This window comes from Photobacterium aphoticum (assembly GCF_001029435.1).
In the GTDB taxonomy this organism is placed as follows: domain Bacteria; phylum Pseudomonadota; class Gammaproteobacteria; order Enterobacterales; family Vibrionaceae; genus Photobacterium; species Photobacterium aphoticum.
In genome coordinates, this window is sequence record NZ_LDOV01000022.1 from 112,448 (window position 1) to 137,727 (window position 25,280).

Below are 25,280 nucleotides of genomic sequence, written 5' to 3' on the forward strand. Positions count from 1 at the left end.
GGATTGAATAAAGACGTAAAAGTCGGGCGAAGGTAATAAGGGCGGTCATTCAACCGCCCGTAATAAGGTGCTTATTTTGCGATTGTGTTTGCCATTGAGGGCAAGATCGAGGGAGGCGCATCGTTTGGGTTGACGGCAGAAGCGTCAATCCACTCTGTAACAAACAGTGGGGTATCACTGTCCAAGTAATATTCATGAGGTGCTGCGCAACGCAGTTTGATAAATCGCTCATCACCGACCTGCATGGTGTGTCCTTCAGATAATGTTGCCCCCGATGCCAGCAGATAGACAAAAATCATACTGAACATATCAAAAATCTGTTGACTCGTACTGTGGTCACGGACCCATGTGGCGAGATCAGGAAGCCCAAGCTGTGCTGCGCCATAGGTGCGAATGCATACACCATTATTACCGGCCACATCATATTCGACGAACCCGCAATAGAGTAATAACAAAGGCAAGGTTTCTAGCTGAACAATCATATTGCCATCTGTCTGCTGCCCTCGAGTATGGAGAGAAAGCTCAGGAGCCGGAAAGGAGGTATAAGCATTTTCGTTGGTAATAACAATCGCCCCAAAATAGGTGAAAAAGCCAGCCACTAACGCCAAGGCTGCATACTGCTTAAGTGGGTTGATCTCATATCCACGGTAATAAAGAAGAACATGACTTTGATTGAGACGGGCGGCGTCTTTTAAGGCCGGTCCATAGTGGGCGGTTGTGATACAACTTTCGACGTTTTCAGCGGGCATGGAATAATCACACCCCACAATCTGAATGACATGCTCTCCCCATCCCAGTAACCCGATTAAACTACTTTGTTGGATGAGCCTTTCATCTGTTTCAAATGACGCTTTAGCCAATGAAGAATGATAAGCACGAAAAGCTTTAATAAAGTCTGAGTCATCAATATCGAACGTATCGCTAAAGAGTACTTGTAAACTTAACGGCGTATTGATGAGGGGATTAGCGACCAAGACGTTTTCAGAAGACGTATGTGTGTAACCAAAAAAACGAGAAAGAAGACCCATATTATGCCTCGCAAAAACCCACACTGAAGAAACAAGAAGGCTGAGAGGGACAGTATCACTGTCGTCGGAACGGGAGGCAATGATGAAAGGGTTGAAATCAAATAGCATTCAAAATCCTTTTTGTAACCAAAGATGATTGCAGGAAAAAGATAATTATCGATAAGGAAATGAGATGCGGGAGCACATAGTAAGCACGAAGAGTATTTTTATTGAGTAAAGGTTGTCGTTACCATTAACGGGTTAAGTGAATAGTGATAATGCTATTTAGGTATACTACCTTTTCTGGCTTGGTTTGAGGGATGTGTCAAAATTACGACAAATATTGGTGTTAAATAATACCTTAATGGATTGATTTTACAGGTTTTGATGGTTTTTGTTTCGTGCTGGGTGTTTTATCACCTAATGGTCATCAGTGATAGGGTTTTAATAGCATTCATAAAAGTGAAAAAATAAAATAGTGGAAATAAATTAATGACTTTCATCTTGGTGCATATAGGGAATATAAAAGCCAGCTGTTAAGTGTTATCACCTATCTGAAATACACATCAACCCATTATTATTAATCTCAAGACGGTTAACGTCATTGGGAGAGCCTGCTTTGCTTCGTTTAGGAAAGAACAGAAGCGAAAATGATGTACGTTAAAATTGGAACTTTACACAAAATGAAACATCCTCAATTGCTTTGCGCATTGTTAGGTTTAATGAGCTGTGCAACGAGTGCGTATGAACTGACGTCGCCAGCAACACATGCTGTTACCGAAAAAGCGATGCGTAATGCTGCCGGTGCGCCAAGCGTATCGCTTGATAAGCGTTTTGAAAGCTGCGAAGAAGATTGTAGCCAAGTACTGAAGATCGGTGGTTATCGACATGGTTTCAATCCGGATGCTGAATTGTTAACAGTATCGCGTTATAAAAATCGTGTTTTTGCGCTTGTTAAACAAGCTAATGATGAAAGCAGTATACGTAATGATTATTTCTTTGTTACAGGTCGAAATATTCATGTTCGTAGTAAAAGCAGTTTGTGTGAAAGTGCTCAGGCAACCGGGTTTAGCTATAACGGTGAGCTACTGTGTCTGAATGAAGATACATTGGACATTTATACCGCGGACAGCAAACGTCAAATTACACTGCCTATGGCGTCTGATTTTGGTCAGATCAACAATAACCTAGCCGGTACCGTTGCCATTACGTTTGTGAATGCGGACAAACAGCAGCTGCATTATGCCAACCTGTATAACTTGGACCGACAAGACAACGCAGCATGGCACGTGTTACCTACGCGTTTGCATAACCGCTCTGATCGTCGCGATGTGATTGCGACGTATCCGGTTAACCGTAATGCGGGTGTGGTTGCTATGTATGAATACATTAACCCCTTTAATAAAGGGTTGACGCTGTATTCGTTTGCAGGTCAGCAACCGCGTCGTCATGTATTGACGAACAGTGAAGCCGGTAACTTTGGGTTTGATCCTGAGGTGTTTGTTTATGGCGCACAATATGCAGTGACAGCAGAAGACCCAACCGCTAGCCGTGATGAAAGTCTGAAAACTTATTTGGTTGATCCAGAGTTACTGCAAGGGGAAGACCAGTATACGAATGACAATGAGTCACAGTCACAATTGGATTTCATGGCCGGTTATGGATTGACCTATAACATGTGGGATGCGAGTCAATCTGTCGGTGATGATGTTGAAACTGACTACGAGATTGATCCAAGTTTCCTTCACTCTGTCTATTTCCAGGCGCGTTATAGCGATACCCAAGTTTCGTTGAAGTATCTGACAAATCAAGCCAAAGAAAAAGGGCCTGACGGTACATCAGAAGCGGTCGATATGCTGACTGGCTTGGTGGACTTTAATGGTTTCTTTGAAGGGGCAGATACATTACGTCTGAAGATTGATTGGACAAAAACACAAGGGCTGGCGACCTATAAAGCAGAACGAGAGAGTTTATGCTTGGAAGCCGGGTGTGAAGTCTCTAAAGCCTTTTCAACCGAGTATCTGAATGTTGAAACGTTAGTGATGAGTGAAGGCGGCATGTACTTAGGGCTAAGTTATTCAACCTATGCCATGCCAAGTGCTGTGGGGTTCACGCGTAACCAAGACAGCGATCATGTGATTGGGTCAACGTTTGATGAAGATTACGAACAAGCCCGCCTTATGTTTGTGATGGGAAGTGATGAAGCCGCTTATGGTGCCCGTTACGAAACAGATTATGATCGTATCTTCTTGCGCCCAAATCTTGGTTTTGGCGTGGTGAAGCACAGTATGTCTGCTGAAGCAGAAGAAAGAGCGCGTAATGGTGAAACAGGTGGTATTGCGGGTAAAACAGGCTTTGTAGTCAGTGGCGGTGTCGATATTGGTTATATTTATCAGCGTCGTTGGCGAGAAGCGTCTGGTTTAGGTTTCTCACTGCAAACGGGTTTGCGTGCACGGCTAGAATATACGATGGACAACTTTTTGACTGACGCATCTGACGATGAAATTTACTTTAAGTACAATCGTTTTGATGTGATGTGGGGGCCATACGTACAGTTTAACGCCATTTTCTAATGGGTTAACTATAGTGGCAATCTATTGATTAAGCCCGAGTACACCATGTGTGCTCGGGCTTTTTAATGGCAGTATCAGTATTTTTTCAGCGATGACTTACACACATTCCACGCTCTCTTCGAGGAGTGAAGTGGCATAATGCACAATCGCTTGTGAAAACGCGGTCGGTTTTTCAAGCATCGGGCTATGACCACATTGCTCAACGATATCCATTGAGAGGTGAGGGTACTGTTTTGCTAATCTTGTCCATGGGGTAATCGGGGTGATCTCATCGTGAGAGCCTCAGATGAGTTGTACATCGAGTGCCAGAGCGTTTAGGCTGTGCTGCACATCGTATTCACGACTGAAACCTAGCCATTTAGCAATGTTTAAGAAGGCACGTTTATCACCAAAGAGCTGGGCGATCTCTGCGACGCCGTGTTCAGGAATTAAGGCCTTATCATAAAAGACACGTTCAGCCAGCAGATAGGCTTTATCAACATCACCACTGCGCAAATCAGAGAATGTCACACCGGTTTCAAGCTCTGTCAGGCCCGGAGATCCACTAACAATGACACCACGAATTTTTTCTTGATTCTGTCTGGCATATTCTAATGCGATCAATCCTCCCATAGAGTTACCGGCAATCAGCGGCTTCTCGTCACAGAGATTGATAATTTCTTCTAACTTTAATACCGCAAAATCAATCGAGCCCTTCATTGAAATAGGGATTGCCTCATCCAAGGTATAGACTTTATAGCCTTGTGAGATTAAATCCGATTTCACCTCATCCCAAATCCAACTTCCAGCAAATAATCCAGGTAATAAAATAATGGGAGTGCCGTGCCCAATAACAGAAAAAGTCATAATCAGTCCTTTGTTTTCATTCAGGAGGAAATTTAATTTTAGCCTTGAAATAAATCAAGTGAATACCTTGTGACTATATGTTATTGGTGTGTTGGTCATGAATTGGTGTAACTGAGATGTATCTCAATGCTGGCACGTATTTTTCGTCAATTCTTTTTATTTCATGGGGATAGGTTGTAAATGACAGGGTTATGAATTTTATTTGTGGCTTTTATTATTATTTCTCATCTTATGCGGTTAAGGAATTCGTAAGGCGAACGCTGTTATTTATTGCTTTGCATGAATTGTTACATGGTGCGCAAAATAACTGAGAAGCCGATTCAAAGAGGGCAATGTTTTCGTTTGATGGTGCTGTGTTATAGCTTGTTTGAACACATAATCGTCATGTATTAACGCTGTATCAGAAATGATAGTGCCTGAAGGCACATTCGGCATGGATGACAGCCATCAATGGATGAGAATAATGAATCAGGCTTTATCGTATTTTGCTGGCCAGAAAGTTAAAGGTAACGGTGTCAAAAAATTAATATTGAGTCCTTTACCGATCGCGACAAATTTCAAGAAAGCACACTCGGCGCGTTCTATCCTGAAGCGTAACTATACCTATATAGATGTCGGTGGCCGTGTCGCCAATGTATCACTGGGTTTAACGTTAAGCGCTTATCTGGCATTTGGCTTGATATTATCCTTGTTGATTTATGCTTTTGTTGGCGACTTTACGCCACAAATAAAAGAGCATGTCGTTAGAGATATATATGGCGTTGATGTGGTTCTTAAAACGGAATATGCCGGTTTTATCATGAGTATGCTAATGATGTTTCTACCGCTCATTTTTATGCTGATGATTTGTCTTTCCTCCATCATCCGTGAAATGAAGCTTGCCAAACGTTCGACCGCTTTTCGTTTTCATCGGCAGCGCCGCGAGGTTGCGATGTGTCAGTGGGATGAGGAGCTGCAGAAGGTGGTAGTGACTTATCAGCCGTGGGAAGCCATGTTTGCCTGGGTGGAAGATAAAAATGCAAGACTAACAACAGCCGCACCTGCTAAATCGGTACTGGTCATTGGCGGAACCCGCGAGTCGATGGTGGGTTCGCAGTGGGTATGCCAGACGATCCCGGCGTTGGATAAAGAGAGCGCGGTAATGGAATGGGAGGCGATTCGTTCCTTTATGGAGGATGGGGTGAGAGAAGACAGTGAGTTGGCCGATCATCCACCTAAAATGACGATGCAGCGTGTGATGGAGGATTATTGCATCACCAGCAAGCAACCGATGACCATCTTTACCCAAAAGAAGCGTCTTTGGTGGGCGATCAGTGGGCGTCGGTTAGGGGTGTTACTTTATAATTTTATGATGCGTTTTGAGCGCCAACAGGACGTTGTTGATCCGACGTTTGAAGCATGGAGCCTCCCATTATCGGATTGTGATAGCCAGCAACCCAGTGCTGCACTGAAAAAATACAATATGTGGCTAAAGCGCAATGAATATGCGAAGGGGCTGAATATTCAGACTATTGGTGATGTGAAAGATAAGTATTCACTGTAAGAAGTTGTATGGTTCTAAGTCCGAGGCGGAGAGCCATGAAAGGCTTCGTACAGACATTTTAATTTTCCAGGAAATAGAGTCCAATAGGGCTCTATTTTATTTTGTGGGACTTGCCAAAACAGGTTCTCGACTAAGGACACATCAATACAGTTTTTCGTTTGAGCATCGCCCATAAGATAGTGTTGTCTGAAGAATTCAAAGATCGCTTCATGTGTCTTATTCGGGGGCTGACGTATCATCTCTTTATTTAAAGCCGTTGCTAAACTGGCAAACCAAGAATACGCATCATCATTGATTTCACCCCAGTATGCCATGTGGATATGATTCGCTTTATTGCTGACATCAGGAAATTGATCATTAAACTCCTTGTACATACTGAGTATCGTGATGTGTCCTTTCTGTCGGAATATGGTCATAACTCTTCGATTTTCTTGTATGAATGTGTTTGTGATGGCGTAGTTAAAGTATACGACGCCGAGTATATGCAATCGACTGCGTTTTTGTGATTTGGGTGTGATGTCGGTAGAGGTTACGCGTAAATGGGCATGTAATAGGAAGAGCGGGGGCATAACACCTTGAGACTAGCACTCTGATACGAGTACTTTGACATTAGTATATTGATATCAACTTCATTTGTGTACGAAGGATTGTGTCGAAATTCTTCGGTTTGTGAACACATCCCGTAACTCCCTCTTATCAAACTAAAAATCGCTCACATAGGCAGCGGAAAATCACTAACCATAAAGAAAATAAGCAATATTTCACTGGAAACCTGTTGTTGGAGCTGTTAAGGTGCCGCCCCTCACACAGACCGTGAGATGATTATGCTGACTAAAACGCCGAAAGGTGCTGATAAAACCGTTTCAACTCTAACGATTGGCTTTCTAAGTCTATTCCTTCTGTTCTCCCTCTTTGATATGTCGCACATGCGGCAGGTCATCGATACCTTATTCGCCGCGTCTACCGATACTTTCGGCCCTTTTTGGCAATGGCTGATGGTATTGAACCTTCTTATCGCGTTATTGATCGCGGGTAGTCGTTGGGGCAAGCAACGCCTTGGTGCACAATCTACACCGAGCATCGGTACATTCCGCTGGCTGGCAATGATTATGTGTACACTGTTGGCCGGAGGCGGGGTGTTTTGGTCAGCGGCTGAGCCGATTTATCACTTTATGACACTTCCGCCAAGCGTAGAGGGCGTCGATCCCCAAACCGCTGAAGCTGTGGTACCAGCACTTAGCCAAAGTTTTATGCATTGGGGCTTTCTGGCTTGGGCGGCGCTTGGCACCTTGGCCACCATTGTGTTGATGTATGCCCATCACCAAGGAGGGGTAAAGTTACGTCCGCGTGCATTGCTCTATCCATTGGTGGGTAACAAATTGGAACAGCACTGGCTGGGGGCTGTGATTGATGCCTGCGCCATCATTGCTGTTGCAGCAGGTACGATTGGGCCGATTGGTTTCTTGGCTTCACAGCTGGGCTATAGCTTAGAAGTGGTTGCAGGGTTAGAAAACACCACCAGCACACAGTTAGGCATTTTGGCGTTTGTGGTGGCGATTTACTCTTTATCTGCCTTCACCGGTATGGATAAGGGCCTGCAATGGTTAAGCCGCTTTAATATCATTGGCGCTTTTGCTTTGTTGATGGTGCTACTGATCTTTGGTCCAACAGCCTTTATCTTTGAGCACTTTGGCCTGGCGTTTGGGGCGTATTTGCAGCACTTACCTGAAATGAGTGTGAACACGGACGCGCCGGCGTGGAATCAGTGGTGGACGTGGTTCTTCTGGGGCTGGTTCATTGGCTTCGCACCGATGATGGCGATCTTTATTGCTCGTATCTCAGAAGGGCGCAGTATTCGTGAGTTGGTGATTACCGTTGCCATCGCAGCACCTATCGTGACAAATTTCTGGTTTACTGTATTAGGCGGAACCGGGATCTTTTTTGAATTGCAAACTGCCGGTGCGATCTCTGGACCGTTGTCTGAGTCGGGTTTGCCTGCGGTGTTGTTAGCATCACTGGCGCAATTACCGTTTAAAGAAGTACTGATCCCTGCGTTCTTGGTATTGACCACAACGTTCGTGGTCACCACGGGGGATTCGATGGCGTACTCCATTGCCATGGTGGTTTCTGGCGATAACCAGCCAACGAAATCACAGCGTCTTTTCTGGGCTGTGGCGATGGGCGTCATAGCCGCTGTGTTGCTGGTGGCCGGTGACGGTGGCCTGAATGCCTTGCAATCATTTATTGTAATTACGGCAGTGCCGGTGTCGCTATTGATTGCAGCAACGTTAGTTACAGGGCCGTTGGCAGTACTGCGTATGCAATCAAAGACGTCGCAGAGTACATCACCTGCGCAGGCATGGTCAGCAAAAGAAGTATTAAATTCATCATCGTACTGATAGCGTATTAAAGAGACGTAAAGAGTGTGGATAGCCAGTAGTGTTACCACACTCTTTCTTTGATTTTTGTATTTTTGAGTTCGTTCCCAAAGAGACTGTTTACTGACCACCAATATCCTTCAACAGTTCATTAAAGTTTTCAGATTCCTCATATATCAATGTTTGCATCTGTTGGCTTAACGCTTCCAATCGTTTTTCTTCATTAGCGGTTAAATCTTCTTTATTCATCAGCTTGTCCATTTCTTCATAAATAGCATTAAGTTCTTTTTCTTCAGTGTTATCGAGTTGTTGTCCCCATTTTTCAAGGGTGTCTTGTGTGATGTCGAAGCTGTCCAGTGTTTTATCATTTACGCACTGCTCTAATTCAGCGGCAAGTGCATCAGTGATTTTCTTTCCAAGGAAGATGTCTTTCATACAGGTTTCTTGAATCGTCAATATGATTTGTTTGACGGATGTTTTGCTTTTTCCACTGAGTGAAGAGAGAGTGTTTAATTCATCATCTGTCATTAAACGCTCTGTTATTTTTAATGAAGTTTTGAGTGTTTCATCAGTAAATATGTCTGATTGCGCGATTGATGTGGTAGAAAAAGCTATTGATAACAATCCTGTAATTATTGCTAATTTCATAAGTAAACTCCCAAGTGTATTTGTTGGTAGGTATTATTGGTAAATCGAATAATTTTGAAATTGGGGGTTGGAAATTACTGGATACATATCATGAAATGAAAGAGACTTTGTTAGTGAATAAGTATATTTAATTGCCATGCATTCAAATTACTCGTTTAATTATGTTGTTTTGTGAATTATCAATAAATGCTATGGGTAGAGTGACATGAACCCGACTGGGTAACAGTGGGGTTCATGTTTGTGAGTCATCACATAGATGGATCGTTATTTATCCGCAACGGGCACCATAATGTGTACGTATGGGGTGTCTTTCCACATGACATAAGGGCCGCCGGTACTGGGGTCATCCGTGATACCTGCCAGCATCTCTTTGGGAACGATGATCATTAAGTGCGGGCCGGTTTCCACATAGTCTTTGGCTTTTTTCGGCTCGGGATGGAAAGGGTCGCTGTTACTGACACCCGCACCGCGATCCCCTTGCAGCATGTAGGAAATGCCGATTTTGGTCGCTTTGAAATCCTCTTTTTTCATCATTGCGGAGAGCATTTCCATCCATACGGCATCATTACACATCGGCATGCCGTCACCCGGGAAGGTATCTGGCATGCAGGTCCAACCGTTTGTGCCTTTTGCCACCACCTTGCCGTCCACAATGATCGTGGCTTCATGGCTGATAGATTCGGGGGCTGCAGAGCGGGCCCGGCCGATCTGATCAGTCAGTAACTCTTCGGCTGTTGGGGCGTCTTTGGCTTCATCGTCAGCGATGGCACCGAAGGATAATGCGCTGCATGAAACAGCAATAGCAAGGTAGTGTGAGATTTTTCTGGGGCTACCTGTTCTTTTGGGAGTAACCATGGTTTTCACTCCAATTGGTTGAAAAGACCTGTGAGGTCATTCTCGGGTCATAAAATATGACTATTAGAGTATAGATGGGAGTGTCTCAGTAGCGAGATGCATGGAGAGCGTCGCGTTGATGCGGTAAAGCAGAGATAAGCGCGCAGCCATGACGCGCTTGATCGTATGCTGTAAAGCCGGTGTGATGATGGGCTAGTCGGTGTAAGGCAGGTAACCAGTAAAGCCGCAGATCTTCCAACCGTCAGACGTGTGTTTTAGGTAATACAGCGTCTGCCACAGTAGTGTATCAACGTGGCCGTCAGCCCGTTTGATTTCACCGTTGAACTGTTTGCGCGCAATCGCACGACCATTTTCAATCTCAATACTTTCCAGCTTGGTGGCAGCATGGACTGCCGCTTCTAATGGCTCAGCGTACTCGGTGTCTGCGGCGATACGGGCTTGCTTTACCCATTCATCGCGGTAATGGGCGAGGGTAGAAAAAGCGAGGTTCCATTGTGCCGGATCAGGGTGCTTGCCCGCATTAACAGCAAAGAATTCGTCGGCGATAAAATCATTTTCGACTTGCTGCCAATCCGCTTCGCAGTAGGCTCTGATATCTCGGGTGACAAGCATTTCCCAAATGGCTGTTCTGTCCGCATCACTAAAAGGATTGATTGAATACATGTCTCACTTCCATTGACTGATGTTATTGATTTTCTATTAAGAGGCGAGATAACCACGATTATTCAGAAAATGCTCAATGGAGAGTGAAAAGTGGGATCGAGAATGGAAAAAAGCCTCAGTCATACAACCGGCAATCTCGCGTGAATCGCTCACATTAAGGTTGCCGTTGGTTTACTGAGGCTGTTTGCGTTAACGGTGGCGCTTTAACGCGCAGAAACAAACGATGAAGAGACGGGTTATTTCGCCAGTTCAGCGATATCAGCTTTAGCGTTTTCCAACCCTTTGCTTGCCATTTCTTCACCCATGTTCAGGGCTTCTGCATACACAAACTGCACATCTGTCATGCCGACAAAACCCAGAATGGTTTTCAGGTAAGGCACCATGGTATCTGTCGCGCCATCTTTGTGCATACCGCCACGAGTGGTCACGACAATCACTTTTTTACCGGTGAGCATGCCGACAGGGCCATTTTCCGTGTAGCTGAATGTCACGCCTGCACGGGCAATGAAATCGAACCAGTTTTTCAGCTGTGTAGGGATAGAGAAATTATACATTGGCGCGCCGATCACCAGGGTATCGCTGGCTTGGATTTCATCGATCAGTTGGTTCGACAAGGTCAGTGCGTCTTGTTGTTTCTGAGTCAGGTTGTCCCCACCACGTAAACCGCCGGCAATTTCACCATCAAGTACAGGAATTGGCGTAGACGCAAGGTCACGTTCAATCACAGAGGTGGTATCCAGCGAGTTCACCAGATGGTCAATCAGGCCGTTAGATTGAGAGTAGTCGCCAAGGATGCTTGATTTAAGAACCAGTACGTTTGCCATGATTTGTTTCCTTAAATTTTGTCTTATACGTTGTGTATTTAGGGTATGTACAAACTATACGACCAGTCTGAACATCAAGATAGCGGAAAAAGTTGGGCGACTTGTTCAAATAAATCGAACAAGAGAAATCAGGCTTAATATCATGATAAATAGGGGATTAATAAAGTTATTAATGTAATCTTATTGCTTTGGTCTAGAAACCAACCATGAATGACTGAAAATTTAGAAGGGGATAAAAGGGCAAAAAATAGCCCGAAACGACTCCTGTTTCGGGCTTAGGGGAATGGCTCGTGAGAGCCTTGCGCTAACTGGTTAGTAAATGGAGATCAATTACACTATCAATGGTAGTTCACGCAGTATCTTTTGCCAGTTTTAGCAAAGAGAATGTTATTCAACTCTGATACTTAACAAAAAAATACCAGCAGGCGTGCAATTATATGGCAGTTACTTGTTCTGGCTTGTGACCCACCGTATTCATAAGAGTGAATGGGTGGGGCACAAGGTTAACGCAAGAGGGGATCCAAACAGAGGTGCTGGATTAAATGTCGAAAAGGTTCGTGTCGCGCACTAATTCACGTGGCAGGCCGTTTTTAATACGGTTACCCACCCATTTACCCAAGCCGATTGGGTAGTCGCGATATGTCACGATCACTTCACCTTGGCCAGAGAGGTTTTCAGGGCGAATATCACGGCCCATGAACCATTCTTTTGCTTGTTCAGAGGTGAATGCAATGGCGGTGCTCTCATTGCCTTTAGCCAGCGTCATGATGGCTTCGTGTTGCCAACGGTAGCCTTTTTTATGCTGCTCAGCCAGTTTGATGCCGATACGCTGGAAACGGATTTCGTCGATCAAGTTACGTAGCTGCGATGGGAATAACCACACTTCTTTGTCACGTAACCATAGATCGCTGCCTTCAGGAATGTGCATATCCAAATCGGCGCTAAAGTGTTTGGCGATGTCTTGACTTTCTTTATCCGAAGCCGGAGAGAACGGGAACTTACCTTTGCGCTTTTTCACGGCAGGCGTTTCAACCGCAGCCAACTTGCGAATACGAGCAACGAAGAAACCTTCACTGTCGTAAATTTGTGGGTAAACGTGCAGGAAGCCTTCTTCTGTCAGGGCTTTCTCGGCACCGTCAAACAGATCCGCCAGTGATTCAAACGCCACGGCATCACCGAAGGTGTCTTTCAAATGCTGACACACTTTCTGGTTTTCACTCAGGTTCAGGGTACAGGTGGAGTAGACCATCACGCCGCCTGGTTTCAGTGCCTGGAAGCCACTGATGATCAAATCGCGCTGTACACTGGCGATGTCTTCGACAGAAGCTAAGCTCCAGTTTTCCATCGCATCTTCATCTTTACGGATCGCGCCTTCACCGGAACATGGCGCATCCAGCAGGATAGAATCAAACGCTTCAGGTGCCCAGCCACCAAAGACACAACCGTCGAAGTGAGTCAGGGCCGCATTGTAAACGCCGCAACGTTGCAGGTTGGCATGCAGAACCTTAATACGGCTTGCTGCTAATTCGTTGGCCACCAGTGCGCCACGGTTTTGCATGGCACAGGCAATTTGCGTGGTTTTTGAACCGGGCGCAGAAGCCATGTCCAGCACGCAATCCAGTGCATCATTGTCTTTAAGCAGGGCGGTGACGGGCATCATTGAGCTGGCTTCTTGAATGTAGAACAAGCCTGCCATGTGCTCGGCGGTATTGCCTAGCGATACGCTGTCTTCGTCTTCACGCTCAATCCAAAAGCCGGTGTCACACCAAGGCACAGGGGTCAGTGTCCAGTCTTTGTCTGCTACGCGCGCTAGAAAATCGTCAACACTGATTTTTAGAGTATTAACGCGGATACTACGACGCAGTGGAGTCTTACAAATCGCAAGGAACTCGTCCAGATCCAGATGAGCCGGAATGATTTGGCGAATTTGTTCGATAAAAGCGTCAGGGATATGAATATTTGGATGCAAGGGAATGTCTCGATTATCTAGCAGTGGGCAGAGTTTATCATTTGTCATTCAGGACGTAAAAAGAAAGGAGCGCAGTGCGCTCCTTTCGATTCTTATGGCGATGTTTATCGCTGTTTTCTTGGCTTGTTGACGATCAATGTTTCGGGATCGCCGTGCGCCAGGTTTTCCATTCCGGATCCACCGTTTGGTGCAGCAAGAAATGGGTGTTGGCTTTGGCTTTAGGGGCCAGCGGTTGTTCTTCCGGCGTCGCAAAGGCGATGCCGCCACGCAGTAAACTGTCGACGGTGCCGGTTTGTACATTTGCCCCGGTCAGACCAATGGTGACATCCACGCCAGACACATTCCAGAACACCGAATCGGTACGAACCAGATGGCTGTAGGCCTGTTCGATCTGCGCTTTAATGATGACGCGATCGGCCAGTTCACCCAGTGCCACATCAACAACCTGACCGACTTGAATATCGCGGTAAAGCAGTGGGGTACCTTCGGAAATGGAATCACGATTTTCGCTTTCCAGTACCACGGTCAGGCCAGAATTTACCAGTTCAGCAGTCCCTAAGGTGAAGGTTTGTGAATAGGTACCTTTGCCTGGTGTCACGGCGATGTAGCTACTCAGCAGGGTATCTAAATCTTTGGCACCGGTTAGGCTAATTTTTGGTGTGACCACCCAGAAATAGCTGTCATTTTTCGCCAGTAAATCCGCATATTTCGGGAACAAACGGGCTTTCACCATCACATTGCCTTGGGTGAAGTCTGGTGTGGTTTCCACCACTTTACCTACGTTCACGCCTTGGTAGCGAATATCGGTATTCACGGCGATGGATTTCGCATCTTTCGCCTTTAATGAAATTAATAAACCAAAGTCTTTGGCGTCATTAAAGCTCGCGTACAGTTTATAGCGAGAGCCAGAACGGTTGCTGATCCCTTTCATGTCATCAAATGCGATACCGCCTTTGATCAACGTTGAAAGTGGGTCGGCTTTAATTTTCACGCCGCCTAACCCCGCATCCACTTCCACGCCTGAGCGGTTCCAGAATACGGTATCGGGGGTGATCAGATGGCGATATTGGTTCTCAATGTTCAGCGAAATTGTGACACCGTCACGTGACAGGGCGTAGTTTTTCACTTCACCCACCTGCATGTTGCGGTACAACACCGGGCTGCCTTCCGATACCGGTGGCAGTTCGTCCGCATACAGTGTCACCGTACCAAAGCCACGGGCTTTCTCTTCTGCTAAGGTCGCTAATTGGCGGCTCTTATACAGCGGGTACTGAGATTGAATTTTCGCACTGCCATTGCTGGTAAAGCTGATGGCTTGTGTGATCAGTTGATCTGCCGGTGGCACAGAAACATCCAATCCTTGCGCACTCAGGTTAGCCTGAATACCGCCATCGATATAGAAGCGGCTGCTTGAGCGCACGAGCTGGGTGTATTCCGGACGTACAATCACATTGAAGCGAACATGTTTACCATCCAGCTTCACGGATTTTACGCGACCGACTTCAATGCCACGGTGCATCAGTTTAGTACCGCGTTTGATACCGAAACTTTCATCTGCGTATAGCGCGAAGCTGGCGATACCCGGTTGCTGCTCTTGCAGTTCGTCTTGATTGATAGCCACAAACTGGCGTGTTGCTTCACCGTCACCCGGGATCAGGGTCAGGAAGTTACCACGGATCAGGTTACCGATATTCTTCACGCCGTTAAGCGATAACTCGGCCTCTTCCAACAGTAGGCGAGAGCCGGTTGTCAGCAAATCACTCATGCTTGGCTCAATCGCGGCATGGGCAATGATTTTCTGACGGGTATCGTCAAAACGCAGATCGGAAATCTGACCAATTTGCAGGCCGCGATACACGATAGGGGCACCGCTGGCACCGCTGGCACTGATGTTATTACCTTCTGGTAATTCAATCTTGATAGCGATACCACGACCTGCGGTGTTCAAATCCGGATACAGACGGAACAGGTGGTTAGGATCAATCGGCAAGCCTTCATCCGGCGAGTCAAACGCAATCGCACCGCTAATCATGGCAGACAGGCTTTCAAACTGTACATCGACACCATTGAAACCGATGTTGGCGCTCATGCCGCTGACATTCCAGAAACGGCTTTTATTGGTCACCAGTTCACTGTATTGCGGCTTGATCAGCACATCGATCACGACGCGTTTTTTGTTGTTGCTCAGGGTGTAGTTGTACACTTCACCCACAGGGATCTTCTTATACAGTACTTGAGAGCCAATATTGATGGAGCCTAAGTTCGGCGCGCGCAATTGGATCTTTAACCCTTCACCCACAGGGGTATCGGCCGGTTGAGAATCCAGCGAGGTAAACTCATTGGCAAACTTACCAGGCCCAGGCTGCAGAGCAATGTAGTTACCCGAGACGAGGGCATCTAAGCCAGAAATACCGGTGATGGATGCTTTTGGTTTTACTAACCAAAATTGGCTGCCTTGTTTTAAGGTACGCACAGCTTCGGGATAGATATCCGCCTCGACGTAGATACTCTTTAAGTCGGTAGAGAGATTCACATCGCGCACAATACCCACTTCCAAACCTTGGTAGCGGATGGTTGTACGCCCCGCGACTAAACCTGCCGCGTCGTTAAAGTGAATTTTAATGCGTTCACCGGCTTCATTGACTGCTTTAAAAACAAGCCAACCTGCCAGAATGAGCGCCAAAACCGGCAGGATCCATAATGGTGAGATCCCCCGATCACGCCTTATTTTTACAGGCTCGGGTTGTTGTTGGTTGAGTCCGTTGTTCATAGTTGTCCCATATCAGACGAGAATCTAAGCTTTCTGCTGCAAGCATGGTTAAGACCACAACGACACCGAAAGCAATCGCTCCGGGGCCGGGGGTAAAGTCCAGTATTTGGTCGCGGTCAATCAAGGTGACCATGATGGAAATCACGAATAAATCCATCATTGACCATTTACCGATCATTTGGATAAAGCGGTAAAGCTTCATCCGTTGAAGGTGGTTGATGCTGCGTTTAAATTGAATCGTCAGCAAGATGTACGCTAAGCCCAAAATCTTCGCCACTGGCACAACAATACTGGCGACAAAGATAATAATGGCGATACCGAGCATGTCGGTTTTTACCAGCAGGGCAACACCCGAGAAAATGGTGTCTTCTGCGCGTTTCCCGTTATTGAGGAAAATCGAAATGGGGTACAGGTTAGCCGGAAAAATGAACACCGTGGCGGCAATCAAATAGGCCCAGGTTTTTTGAATCGACAGGGGAAGGCGCTTGTGTAATTCACTGCCGCAACGCACACAGTGGTCATTTTCCCCTTGGGTCATGTGACACTCGTGACAATGTAACGACTCTTCATTCACGGTATGGGTGGTTTCCGGCTGCCAGGCTTCCCAGTAACGGCTTACGCTGACCCGAGTAAGCAATACCGCCATCAGCACTTGCAGGATCACCAGACAATACAAGCCTGGACCGACAAAGATATCGGCGTAGTCTTGCACTTTGAAGCAGGAAATCCCCAAGCTCACCAAGAAAACATCGAACATCGCCCAATGTTTTAAATGCGTAACGATCCACATAGACCGTCTGAACAGATTAAAGCGACGGTAACGTAACCCGATTTGGGCGCTGAGCACTGAACCACAGACCAATAATGGCGCGATGGAGCTGCAGAATAAGATGAGGAAGGCGACAGCCGGAAAATCAGGGGCAAGGGTTAAGGTACCTGATGGCAAGGTCGCTGGGATCATCACACCAAACAGGCGAATGGTGATCAGGGGAAAAAGGTGTGCGGGAACAATCAGGATTAAGCAGGCGAGTGCAATGGCAAACTCGCTGGAAAACCGAAAAGAACCACCCCGATACAGTCGGGCATTACAGCGGGGACAATACGCGCTTTGCCCGTTTTCGGCGACCTGTGGCAACACTGGCAGATCGCAATCTGGGCATAGTCTCGCAGTGGTCATGACGGGTAAATCCTTTATAAAACGGAAAAGTAAGTAAAATTATGCGCAAATAAATGAGGGCTACGCTGGCCCCTCTGTTGCGATATGCAACGAAGGAATATACCACGAAGCCCCGAAATGAACGCTATATTATTATTTTAGATTTGCTCTGGCTACCGTTACTTCAGTGACGTTGTCACCTTCATTTTTACTTTCAATGGGAGTCACAGAGTCTGCAGACTGTACCGACCCATACAGGGTTTGATAGAGGCCTGCTGTATTCACCAACTCGTGATGCGTACCGCTCTGGCTGACTTGGCCATCTTCCAGTACGTAAATCACATCCGCTTGTTTTACCGCAGATAAACGGTGCGCCACAATCAAGGTAGTACGATTCGCCAGAAACTGGTTCAGGGCCATATGCAGCGCCGCTTCGGTTGCGGTATCCAGCGCCGAGGTGGCTTCATCCAAAATCACAAATTCAGGGTTTGCCAACACCATACGGGCAATCGCCAAACGCTGACGTTGTCCGCCAGACAGTTTGATCCCTTGGCGGCCGATTTCTGTGTCTAAGCCGTCCGTAAGGCGCTGGGTGACATCTGACATCTGGGCAATATCTAAGGCTTGCCACAGTTGTTCGTCGGAAAATGCTTTACCTAACGTCAAGTTGTGACGCATCGTATCATTAAAGAGGACAGGGTGTTGTAGGACCACTGCCATTTTCTCGCGCAGTGCTTCGTAGCTGACTGCTTCAATGGGATGGCCATTGATCAGAATGTCGCCACGATCTTTTTGATAAATCCCCAGTAAGAGCTGGATAAGGGTCGATTTACCGCCGCCGGAGGAGCCGACAAGCGCCACGCGTTTACCGGCCGGAATAGCCAGATTCAGTCCGCGAAGCACTTCTTTATCTTCATCATACGAGAAGTGAATGTCCTGTAGGGTAATATCGATGGCTGAATGCCCCTTGAATGGATCCACGGTTTGTACCGGACGCACTTCTTCTTCAATACTCAACAAGGTATTAAGGCGCTGCATGGCGGCGGAAGCGCTGTACCACGCAAACTGAATCCCCAGCAGTTCTTGCACAGGGCCTAACATGAACCACAGATAACCGAACACGGCGAACATTTGGCCCACAGTCAGATCAGAGAACAACACCATGATCATGGCCATGGCACGAAACAGTTCAAAGCCCACTAAGAACATTAAGAAGGAGATACGGCCTGCTGCTTCAGATTGCCAGGCGTATTTATCTGCATCGTGACGAATGTTATCCGCGCTGTCTTTCAGTTGATTCAAAAAGTCGCGTTCACGGTTCGCCGCACGCAGCTGATAAATCCCGTCTAAGGTTTCGACTAAACGTTGCTGGAAACGTTCAAAAGCCTGATTTTCCATTTTTTTCAGGTTCTTAACACGGTTTCCCATCAGCTTAGAGGCGTAAACTACAATCGGGTTGACCAGCAGAATGAACAAACCCAATTGCCAGTTCAACCACAGTAAAATAGCGGCGGTGCCGATCACTGTCAGTAGGCCAATCAAAAAGCGACTGAGAGTATCGCCTACAAATTTATCAATGGTTTCAACGTCGGTGACCAAATGAGAGGTGATCCCGCCACTGCCGCGTTCCTCGTACTGACGCATGCTGATACGACCCAGTTTGTCGATCATCATTTTGCGCAAGTTGTAGGTCATGTCTTTGGCCACCAATGTGAACTGGCGACTTTGCAGAATATTCAATGCCTGACTGGCCACGCGCATGACGATAACAAACAGCAGTACTAATAAGATGTAAGCGGTAGGCTGTTGCCAAGATTGCGGAAGAAAATGATTGAGAAACGTAATGCCACCAGCAGGTTGTTCTAGCAGGATCTCATCCACCATTAAGGGCATCAAGAGAGGAATCGGCACACTAATCAGTGTCGCGACGATGGCGATGAGGTTGGCAACGATGAGTCTCGGTCGATGATGTTTTGCTTGCTTTATCAACCAAGACCAGTTAATCATTTGGTTTGTACTGCCTTTCACGATGATAATGATTCCTATTATTAATAGAGGCGCTATTCTAACGGCTATAAAAGGAGTAGGCCATGGAAAATCGATCTGTAAACTACAATACGCTTGTTAAGCAGGCGGTGGCTTTAATTGAGGGGGAAACAGATCGCATCGCTAATATGTCTAATATTAGTGCGTTGTTGGCCATGGAGTTAGAGGAGATTAACTGGGTTGGCTTTTATCTATTAAAAGATGACGAGTTAGTGTTAGGGCCGTTCCAGGGAAAACCGGCGTGTGTACGTATTCCGGTAGGTAAAGGGGTATGTGGTACCGCCATTGCGACCCGTACCGTTCAACGCGTCGAGGATGTGCATGCTTTTGAAGGCCACATTGCGTGTGACGCAGCCAGTAATTCTGAAATTGTGATCCCGCTGATCATTGATGGCAAACCGTTTGGTGTGCTGGATATTGATAGCCCAATTTTGTCAAGATTTAGCCAATATGACGAAGAGGGCTTAGTGACTTTGGTTGGTGAGCTACAAAAAAGGCTCTAATTGAATGCTTTCTGTGGTTTTTCAGCGGTAGGTAACTATAATAGCGGAACAATTTCTTTTTGATTAAAAGTACTAACGGCGAGGTAACTCGCTTTTGTCAGGAAAGTCCATGGAAAACTCTGAAAAGCTAACGAACAGTAAAGAAGTCATTGCCTACATTGCTGAGCGTTTCCCAAACTGTTTTACTGTTGAAGGTGAAGCTAAGCCTCTTAAGATTGGTATCTTCCAAGATTTGGCTGAGCGCCTAAATGAAGACCCTAAAGTAAGTAAAACTCAGTTGCGTACAGCTCTGCGTCAATACACTTCTTCCTGGCGTTACCTTCACGGTGTGAAAGCCGGTGCAAACCGTGTTGACCTTGATGGCAACGAATGTGGTGTGTTGGAGCAGGAACACGTTGATCACGCTAAGCAAGCGCTAGAAGAAAGCAAAGCGAAAGTACGTGCACGTCGTAAAGAGCAAGCGGATGCGAAAGCGGCTGCAAACAATGACGGCGAAGCAAAAGCGAAAAAAGTACGTGCAAAAACGGCTAAACCTAAGAACACTAAGCCAAAAACGACTAAGCTAAATAAAAAGCCTGCAGAAACGACCCGTGCACTAACTGCTGAAGAAGTAGTTGTTGGCAAGAACGTTAGTGTAAACATGGGCAACGGAAACATGCCGGCGACTATCGTTGAAATCAATAAGGACGATGTGCGAGTTCGCCTATCAAATGGTCTAACCATGGTAGTTAAAGCGGAGCACTTGCGTTCGTAAAGGAGAATGCTCGACGCATGAACTGTCGATTCCGTTTCTCACTGATAGCTGCTGGCATGATGCTGGCAGCTTCAGCGCAAGCCCTAGAGGCAAAATATTCCGTCAGTGATATTCCGCAGCTAGCGCCTGAAAAACAGCATGCAACCGCGAGCAAACGCGTTGCGTCACGTTTTACTCGCTCGCATTATAAGCAGTTTGCACTTGATGATACCTTCTCGGCCAGTGTCTTCGATCGTTATATCGAAATGCTGGACTTCAATAAAAGCTTCCTAACCGCTTCAGACATTAAGCAGTTTGAAAAATGGGAAACGCAATTAGATGATCAACTTAAAAGAGGGGATACATCTGCCGCGTTCGACATTTATAACACTGCGCTTAAACGTCGCTACGATCGTTATCAATACGCGCTAACGTTGCTTGACCGCGATATTAATTTTGACACCAATGAAGAGATGGTGATTGACCGCTCTGAATTGCCGTGGGCAAAAGATCGCGACGAGCTGAATGAAATTTGGCGTAAACGCGTGAAGTACGATGCCCTAAACCTGAAATTAGCGGGTAAAACACCGGCTGAAATTAAGGAAACTTTGGGTAAGCGATACAATAATGCCCTGAAACGACTGACTCAAAGTCACAGCGAAGACGTATTTCAAATTTACATGAATGCGTTTGCGCGTGAAGTTGACCCGCATACAAGCTATTTGTCTCCTCGTAATGCAGAACAATTCCAATCAGAAATGAATCTTTCATTGGAAGGGATTGGTGCTGTGTTGCAAGTGGTGGATGACTACACCGTTATCCGTTCTTTAGTGGCTGGTGGCCCGGCGTCGGCATCGAAGAAGTTGGCGGCAGGGGATCGCATTATTGGCGTGGCACAAGATGGCAAAGACGTGGTTGATGTCATCGGCTGGCGTTTGGATGATGTTGTTCAGCTAATCAAAGGCCCTAAAGGCAGTAAGGTTAAGCTGGAAATCTTGCCAGAAGGTAATAACGCGAAAAGTTACGACGTCACAATCGTTCGTGACAAAATTCGTTTAGAAGACCGCGCAGCGAAGTCTGAAGTCAAAATGTCTCAAGGCAAGAAAATTGGGGTGATTGAAATTCCAAGTTTCTATGTCGGTTTGTCTGAAGATACCAAAAAAGAGCTGGCGAAACTGAATGATCAGCAAGTGGATGGCGTGGTTATCGACTTGCGTAATAACGGTGGTGGTGCGCTGACTGAGGCTACCGCATTAACCGGATTGTTCATTAATAGCGGCCCGGTTGTACAGGTGCGTGACAGTTATGGTCGTGTAAAAGTGAATGGCGATTCTGATGATCGTGTTTACTTTGATGGCCCACTCACCGTATTGGTTAACCGTTACAGTGCTTCAGCGTCTGAAATTTTTGCAGCAGCGATGCAAGATTACGGCCGTGCTGTGATTCTGGGCGAGCAGTCATTTGGTAAAGGTACCGTGCAGCAGCACCGTTCTCTGAACCATATCTATGATCTGTTTGATAAGCCTTTGGGTCACGTACAATACACCATTCAAAAGTTCTACCGCATTAACGGCGGCAGTACGCAGAATCTCGGTGTAGTACCGGATCTGTCTTTCCCATCAGCGGTTGATCCGTCTGAAACCGGTGAGAGTGTTGAAGACAACGCACTACCGTGGGATAGCATTAAAGCGGCTGATTACAAGAAGTTGTATAACTACTCCAGCATCTTGCCGGGCCTGAAAGCCAAGCATGATGCGCGTATCAGCAAAGATATGGAATTTGGCTTTATCCAAGAGGACATTACTCTTTATAAAGCTGAAAAAGATATCAACACGGTTTCTCTGAATGAGAAGCAGCGTATTGCTGAGCAGGACAAAGATGATGCGGATCGTCTGGCGCGTTTGAACCAGCGTCAAAAAGCAATGGGTGAAAAACCGTTTGCAACGCTGGATGATGTGCCTAAAGACTATGAAGCACCTGATGCGTACTTGGATGAAGCTGTCGCGATTACGGCAGATTTAGTGAGCGCACAAAGCTAACGTCTTTAGCGAATACAGTATTTACTGATGAAACAACGGCATCTTCGGATGCCGTTTTTTTATGTCTATCATTTGATATTACGTGCTTTATCGACACGAGAATGCAAACCTGCTCCAAAATCAAATGAAACAATGCGTCTCAAAGGTGAGACGAAAAATTAAATGTCGTGATATTCATCTAATTTCTCATCATTAATCTGAAATGAGGGCTAGGGTTATAAATAGGTAGGTTATCCATCCGCATCAAAGGAGAACGCTATGATGAAGTCATTGATGATTGCCGCAGTCCTCTTTTTTACGTCATTAAGTACAGCTGTGCGTGCCAATGACTTAACAGAGTTTGATTATCCTTTGTTGCTAGGAGATTGGTATTGGTTCAGTAATACGGATGAAGGCGTACAAAGCGAAGGCGCCAGCTACCGTGCTATGAATATTAAATTCAAATCGAATTACCGTTTCGTGATCCGCCTATTACAAGTGGATGGCAGTGTGGATGAATGGGATGGTATCTACGATATCGATGAAACAACGATTACCTTTTCTTCTTATGACCAGCCGGAACAGCATCACAGTTATATGCTGAGTTATAACCAGTTTATGCTAGACGGCGCGCGCTTCACCAAACTGGCACCAGAGAATTTACCGGGTAACTGGCGTTCTTCGCAAATTTCCGGCCAGGATGTGGGGGAATCTGTTTCTGAACTCGCCATTTCATTACGCCCTGATTTCCTTTTCTCTGCTGAAGTTTCAGGCAAAAATGGAAAAAAGATTGAGCATCGTGGTATTTATTTCATCGAAGATGATCGCATTGTTCTGATTTACGAAGACGGCCAGCATGACAGCCAATTCCAATTAGGGAGCGACACGCTGACATTAACCAATAAGCAATTTGGTATGGAAGCCATCATGGTAAGAGAGTAGGTGATAAGAACGTGTCGATGACTTAATCAACGTTTATTGGAATAGATTGAAATAGAAAGCGGAATACATCAATGAAAGGAAATAAAAAAGCGAGAGTCTAGGCTCTCGCTTTTTGTGTTGTTACTTCCAATGAAGCAGGCGGGAAATTATCCCACAATCTTAAATGCAGTGCGTAACTGAGACAGGTACTCGGCGTCACGGCAAATACTCTTACCCGGCTCATCAGAAATTTTTGCGACTGGACGGCCTTCACATTCCGTGAGTTTTAATACCACGTTCAGTGTTTTCACGCCTGGCAGATCACAGGTTAACTGCGTACCAATACCAAAGCTGGTGTTAATGCGGTGGGCAAAGTGCTTATAAATGGTCAGCGCTTTGTCTAGCGTCAGGCTATCAGAGAACACCAAAGATTTGGTACGAGGATCAATCCCCAGTTCTTCGTAATGAGCGATAGCTTTTTCACCCCAAGCGATAGGATCACCACTGTCATGACGCAAACCGATGAAACGCTCAGACAGGCGCAGGTCAAAGTCACGCAGGAAAGCATCCATATTGATGCAGTCGGTGAGGGCAATGCCCAATGAATCTGGGTATTCCTGTAGCCAGCGGTTCAGCGCCAGTTGTTGTGAGTCGGCCAATTCACCAGACAATTGTTGATGTGCCTGGAACCACTCATGCGCCTGTGTGCCTACCGGTGTCAGTTCGCGAGTGCGAGCAAGATGGTAGTTTGATGTGCCTTTAAATTCTGGCACGTTGGCTTTCAGGTAATCCACCACGTGTTGGTGAACTTCTTTAGAGAAGCGGCGGCGTGTACCGAAGTCAACAAGGCTAAACGCATCCAGATCAATGCCTTCTTCGTTGGCTCGCTGGTAGAAGCGTTCTAGCTTTTCCTGTAGCTGCGCAATGGCACCGTCTACAGACGCATTTGGGTAAGTGTGCTGGCAGCGCACTTCACAAATAATGGCCAGTAAAGGGACTTCCCATAAAATGATGTCCAGCCACTTACCTGTGATCTTAATAGCGAGTTGGTCACCTGAGGTATCAATTTCAACTTGTTCACTGTTAAGTTGAAAGTCTTTCAGGTAGTTAAGGAAATCTTCCTTAAAGAAACTTAACGTAGACAGGTACGCAATTTCTTCTTCGCTAAACGAAAGGCCAGCAAGACGGTTAATATGGTCTTGAATCTCTTGGCTAAAAGGACGTAGGTCTTCCTCGCTTCGGCAATGGAATTCCGCAACCGCTTCAGTGTTTGGGTATTGATGATAAATTGCTTGCTGCATATGTAGCTTATATGCATCGGTATCAAGCAGGGAGTCGATAATCCCAATGTGTCCAGAATGATTCATAGCTAATGTGGTTGTTTTAAGCAATTCGGAGATTTTACCTTATTTTGAGCGTACGTCGTCTCAAAATGTTTCAAAAAGTTGAATTTTTTAGGCCACGTACCATACGCTGAAATCACACTAACAACAAGCATGATAAGCATTTTAGTGTGTTTGAGAGGAATAGTGTAAACATTGTGTATGTTCGATGATCTCTCTGTAAATAAACATTTAAATAAACATTATTGCTTATCACGTTAAGTATAGTCAAAATGAAACGCTGTCAGTAAGCCTCACATTGAGTCAAATATTGAGCAGAAATTGACTGCAAAATTGTGGGCTTGGCCGAATATTCAGCAATTAGTCGCGTAACGATAGCGTGACGGCAGGAATTGACCGGATACACTTGTTTGTCTTACCTAAAGGCAGTTTAATGGAATTAACCGCCAGCGAGCACCAGACTCGCAATACCAATAGGTAAAGA

The 25,280-nt window shown here is 46.0% G+C and carries 19 protein-coding genes; 7 read left to right on the forward strand and 12 right to left on the reverse strand.

Translation table 11 applies throughout. From position 1 onward, the window contains the following. Positions 1 to 71: 71 nt before the first annotated feature. Positions 72 to 1,136, reverse strand: a complete 1,065-nt coding sequence (locus ABT58_RS12460; RefSeq protein WP_053063074.1) for a DUF4261 domain-containing protein — start codon at positions 1,134 to 1,136, stop codon at positions 72 to 74. 593 nt (positions 1,137 to 1,729) lie between these two features. On the opposite strand from ABT58_RS12460, the gene ABT58_RS12465 reads away from it, so the two are divergent. Beyond that, positions 1,730 to 3,580 carry a hypothetical protein gene (locus ABT58_RS12465; protein WP_047874733.1) on the forward strand — a complete coding sequence of 617 codons (1,851 nt, stop codon included), beginning with the start codon at positions 1,730 to 1,732 and terminating at the stop codon, positions 3,578 to 3,580. Between the two features lie 282 nt (positions 3,581 to 3,862). Here ABT58_RS12465 and ABT58_RS12470 read toward each other — a convergent pair whose 3' ends face one another. Next, complete coding sequence (locus ABT58_RS12470; RefSeq protein ID WP_082211089.1) at positions 3,863 to 4,426, reverse strand: alpha/beta fold hydrolase; 564 nt, start codon at positions 4,424 to 4,426, stop codon at positions 3,863 to 3,865. Between the two features lie 463 nt (positions 4,427 to 4,889). Here ABT58_RS12470 and ABT58_RS12475 point away from each other — a divergent pair, with 463 nt between their 5' ends. After that, on the forward strand, positions 4,890 to 5,969 hold the full coding sequence (locus tag ABT58_RS12475) for a hypothetical protein (RefSeq protein ID WP_047874734.1): 1,080 nt from the start codon (positions 4,890 to 4,892) through the stop codon (positions 5,967 to 5,969). 14 nt (positions 5,970 to 5,983) lie between these two features. Here the strand turns inward: ABT58_RS12475 and ABT58_RS12480 are convergent, their stop codons facing one another. Continuing rightward, positions 5,984 to 6,343: a DUF7674 family protein gene (locus ABT58_RS12480; protein ID WP_146147186.1), complete on the reverse strand. Its 360-nt coding sequence runs from the start codon at positions 6,341 to 6,343 to the stop codon at positions 5,984 to 5,986. Between the two features lie 450 nt (positions 6,344 to 6,793). Here ABT58_RS12480 and ABT58_RS12485 point away from each other — a divergent pair, with 450 nt between their 5' ends. Beyond that, positions 6,794 to 8,368, forward strand: a complete 1,575-nt coding sequence (locus ABT58_RS12485) for a BCCT family transporter (protein WP_047874840.1) — start codon at positions 6,794 to 6,796, stop codon at positions 8,366 to 8,368. Between the two features lie 99 nt (positions 8,369 to 8,467). Here ABT58_RS12485 and ABT58_RS12490 read toward each other — a convergent pair whose 3' ends face one another. The 8 genes from ABT58_RS12490 to ABT58_RS12525 form a co-directional block, all read right to left on the reverse strand. After that, positions 8,468 to 8,995, reverse strand: a complete 528-nt coding sequence (locus ABT58_RS12490; RefSeq protein WP_146147187.1) for a hypothetical protein — start codon at positions 8,993 to 8,995, stop codon at positions 8,468 to 8,470. A gap of 264 nt (positions 8,996 to 9,259) precedes the next feature. Next, on the reverse strand, positions 9,260 to 9,850 hold the full coding sequence (locus ABT58_RS12495; protein WP_053063075.1) for a hypothetical protein: 591 nt from the start codon (positions 9,848 to 9,850) through the stop codon (positions 9,260 to 9,262). A gap of 192 nt (positions 9,851 to 10,042) precedes the next feature. Next, a complete protein-coding gene (locus tag ABT58_RS12500) occupies positions 10,043 to 10,513 on the reverse strand; it encodes a hypothetical protein (protein ID WP_047874737.1) in 471 nt (156 codons plus the stop codon). A 236-nt stretch (positions 10,514 to 10,749) separates the two neighbouring features. Next, positions 10,750 to 11,337 (reverse strand): FMN-dependent NADH-azoreductase, encoded by a 588-nt coding sequence (locus tag ABT58_RS12505; RefSeq protein WP_047874738.1) that lies wholly within the window; start codon positions 11,335 to 11,337, stop codon positions 10,750 to 10,752. Between the two features lie 538 nt (positions 11,338 to 11,875). Continuing rightward, positions 11,876 to 13,306 carry a 16S rRNA (cytosine(1407)-C(5))-methyltransferase RsmF gene (gene rsmF / locus ABT58_RS12510; RefSeq protein WP_047874842.1) on the reverse strand — a complete coding sequence of 477 codons (1,431 nt, stop codon included), beginning with the start codon at positions 13,304 to 13,306 and terminating at the stop codon, positions 11,876 to 11,878. A gap of 133 nt (positions 13,307 to 13,439) precedes the next feature. After that, a complete protein-coding gene (locus tag ABT58_RS12515; protein WP_047874739.1) occupies positions 13,440 to 16,076 on the reverse strand; it encodes an MlaD family protein in 2,637 nt (878 codons plus the stop codon). Further along, positions 16,024 to 17,253, reverse strand: a complete 1,230-nt coding sequence (locus ABT58_RS12520; RefSeq protein WP_047874740.1) for a paraquat-inducible protein A — start codon at positions 17,251 to 17,253, stop codon at positions 16,024 to 16,026. Before ABT58_RS12520 ends, ABT58_RS12515 begins: the two co-directional genes overlap by 53 nt. 132 nt (positions 17,254 to 17,385) lie before the next feature. Next, positions 17,386 to 19,239: an ABC transporter ATP-binding protein gene (locus tag ABT58_RS12525; RefSeq protein ID WP_047874843.1), complete on the reverse strand. Its 1,854-nt coding sequence runs from the start codon at positions 19,237 to 19,239 to the stop codon at positions 17,386 to 17,388. An 83-nt stretch (positions 19,240 to 19,322) separates the two neighbouring features. On the opposite strand from ABT58_RS12525, the gene ABT58_RS12530 reads away from it, so the two are divergent. The 4 genes from ABT58_RS12530 (at position 19,323) to ABT58_RS12545 (ending at position 23,474) form a co-directional block, all read left to right on the forward strand. Continuing rightward, positions 19,323 to 19,781, forward strand: coding sequence for a GAF domain-containing protein (locus ABT58_RS12530; RefSeq protein ID WP_047874741.1), 459 nt, complete (start codon positions 19,323 to 19,325; stop codon positions 19,779 to 19,781). Between the two features lie 109 nt (positions 19,782 to 19,890). Next, positions 19,891 to 20,535, forward strand: a complete 645-nt coding sequence (gene proQ / locus ABT58_RS12535) for an RNA chaperone ProQ (protein ID WP_047874742.1) — start codon at positions 19,891 to 19,893, stop codon at positions 20,533 to 20,535. Between the two features lie 17 nt (positions 20,536 to 20,552). After that, positions 20,553 to 22,553, forward strand: coding sequence for a carboxy terminal-processing peptidase (gene prc, locus ABT58_RS12540; protein ID WP_047874743.1), 2,001 nt, complete (start codon positions 20,553 to 20,555; stop codon positions 22,551 to 22,553). Between the two features lie 258 nt (positions 22,554 to 22,811). Then, the gene (locus ABT58_RS12545; RefSeq protein ID WP_047874744.1) at positions 22,812 to 23,474 is read left to right on the forward strand and encodes a lipocalin family protein; all 663 of its coding nucleotides are present in this window, start codon (positions 22,812 to 22,814) and stop codon (positions 23,472 to 23,474) included. Between the two features lie 146 nt (positions 23,475 to 23,620). Here ABT58_RS12545 and pncB read toward each other — a convergent pair whose 3' ends face one another. After that, entirely contained in the window at positions 23,621 to 24,820 is a 1,200-nt protein-coding gene (pncB, locus tag ABT58_RS12550; protein ID WP_047874745.1) for a nicotinate phosphoribosyltransferase, read from the reverse strand. Between the last annotated feature and the right edge of the window lie 460 nt (positions 24,821 to 25,280).

Excerpts from the sequence above, each read along its gene's own strand:
- ABT58_RS12460 (WP_053063074.1), bottom strand. The coding sequence starts at position 1,136 with ATGCTATTTGATTTCAACCCTTTCATCATTGCCTCCCGTTCCGACGAC.
- ABT58_RS12465 (WP_047874733.1), top strand. The coding sequence starts at position 1,730 with ATGAGCTGTGCAACGAGTGCGTATGAACTGACGTCGCCAGCAACACAT.
- ABT58_RS12470 (WP_082211089.1), bottom strand. The coding sequence starts at position 4,426 with ATGACTTTTTCTGTTATTGGGCACGGCACTCCCATTATTTTATTACCT.
- ABT58_RS12475 (WP_047874734.1), top strand. The coding sequence starts at position 4,890 with ATGAATCAGGCTTTATCGTATTTTGCTGGCCAGAAAGTTAAAGGTAAC.
- ABT58_RS12480 (WP_146147186.1), bottom strand. The coding sequence starts at position 6,343 with ATGTACAAGGAGTTTAATGATCAATTTCCTGATGTCAGCAATAAAGCG.
- ABT58_RS12485 (WP_047874840.1), top strand. The coding sequence starts at position 6,794 with ATGCTGACTAAAACGCCGAAAGGTGCTGATAAAACCGTTTCAACTCTA.
- ABT58_RS12490 (WP_146147187.1), bottom strand. The coding sequence starts at position 8,995 with ATGAAATTAGCAATAATTACAGGATTGTTATCAATAGCTTTTTCTACC.
- ABT58_RS12495 (WP_053063075.1), bottom strand. The coding sequence starts at position 9,850 with ATGGTTACTCCCAAAAGAACAGGTAGCCCCAGAAAAATCTCACACTAC.
- ABT58_RS12500 (WP_047874737.1), bottom strand. The coding sequence starts at position 10,513 with ATGTATTCAATCAATCCTTTTAGTGATGCGGACAGAACAGCCATTTGG.
- ABT58_RS12505 (WP_047874738.1), bottom strand. The coding sequence starts at position 11,337 with ATGGCAAACGTACTGGTTCTTAAATCAAGCATCCTTGGCGACTACTCT.
- ABT58_RS12515 (WP_047874739.1), bottom strand. The coding sequence starts at position 16,076 with ATGAACAACGGACTCAACCAACAACAACCCGAGCCTGTAAAAATAAGG.
- ABT58_RS12520 (WP_047874740.1), bottom strand. The coding sequence starts at position 17,253 with ATGACCACTGCGAGACTATGCCCAGATTGCGATCTGCCAGTGTTGCCA.
- ABT58_RS12525 (WP_047874843.1), bottom strand. The coding sequence starts at position 19,239 with ATGATTAACTGGTCTTGGTTGATAAAGCAAGCAAAACATCATCGACCG.
- ABT58_RS12530 (WP_047874741.1), top strand. The coding sequence starts at position 19,323 with ATGGAAAATCGATCTGTAAACTACAATACGCTTGTTAAGCAGGCGGTG.
- proQ (WP_047874742.1), top strand. The coding sequence starts at position 19,891 with ATGGAAAACTCTGAAAAGCTAACGAACAGTAAAGAAGTCATTGCCTAC.
- prc (WP_047874743.1), top strand. The coding sequence starts at position 20,553 with ATGAACTGTCGATTCCGTTTCTCACTGATAGCTGCTGGCATGATGCTG.
- ABT58_RS12545 (WP_047874744.1), top strand. The coding sequence starts at position 22,812 with ATGATGAAGTCATTGATGATTGCCGCAGTCCTCTTTTTTACGTCATTA.
- pncB (WP_047874745.1), bottom strand. The coding sequence starts at position 24,820 with ATGAATCATTCTGGACACATTGGGATTATCGACTCCCTGCTTGATACC.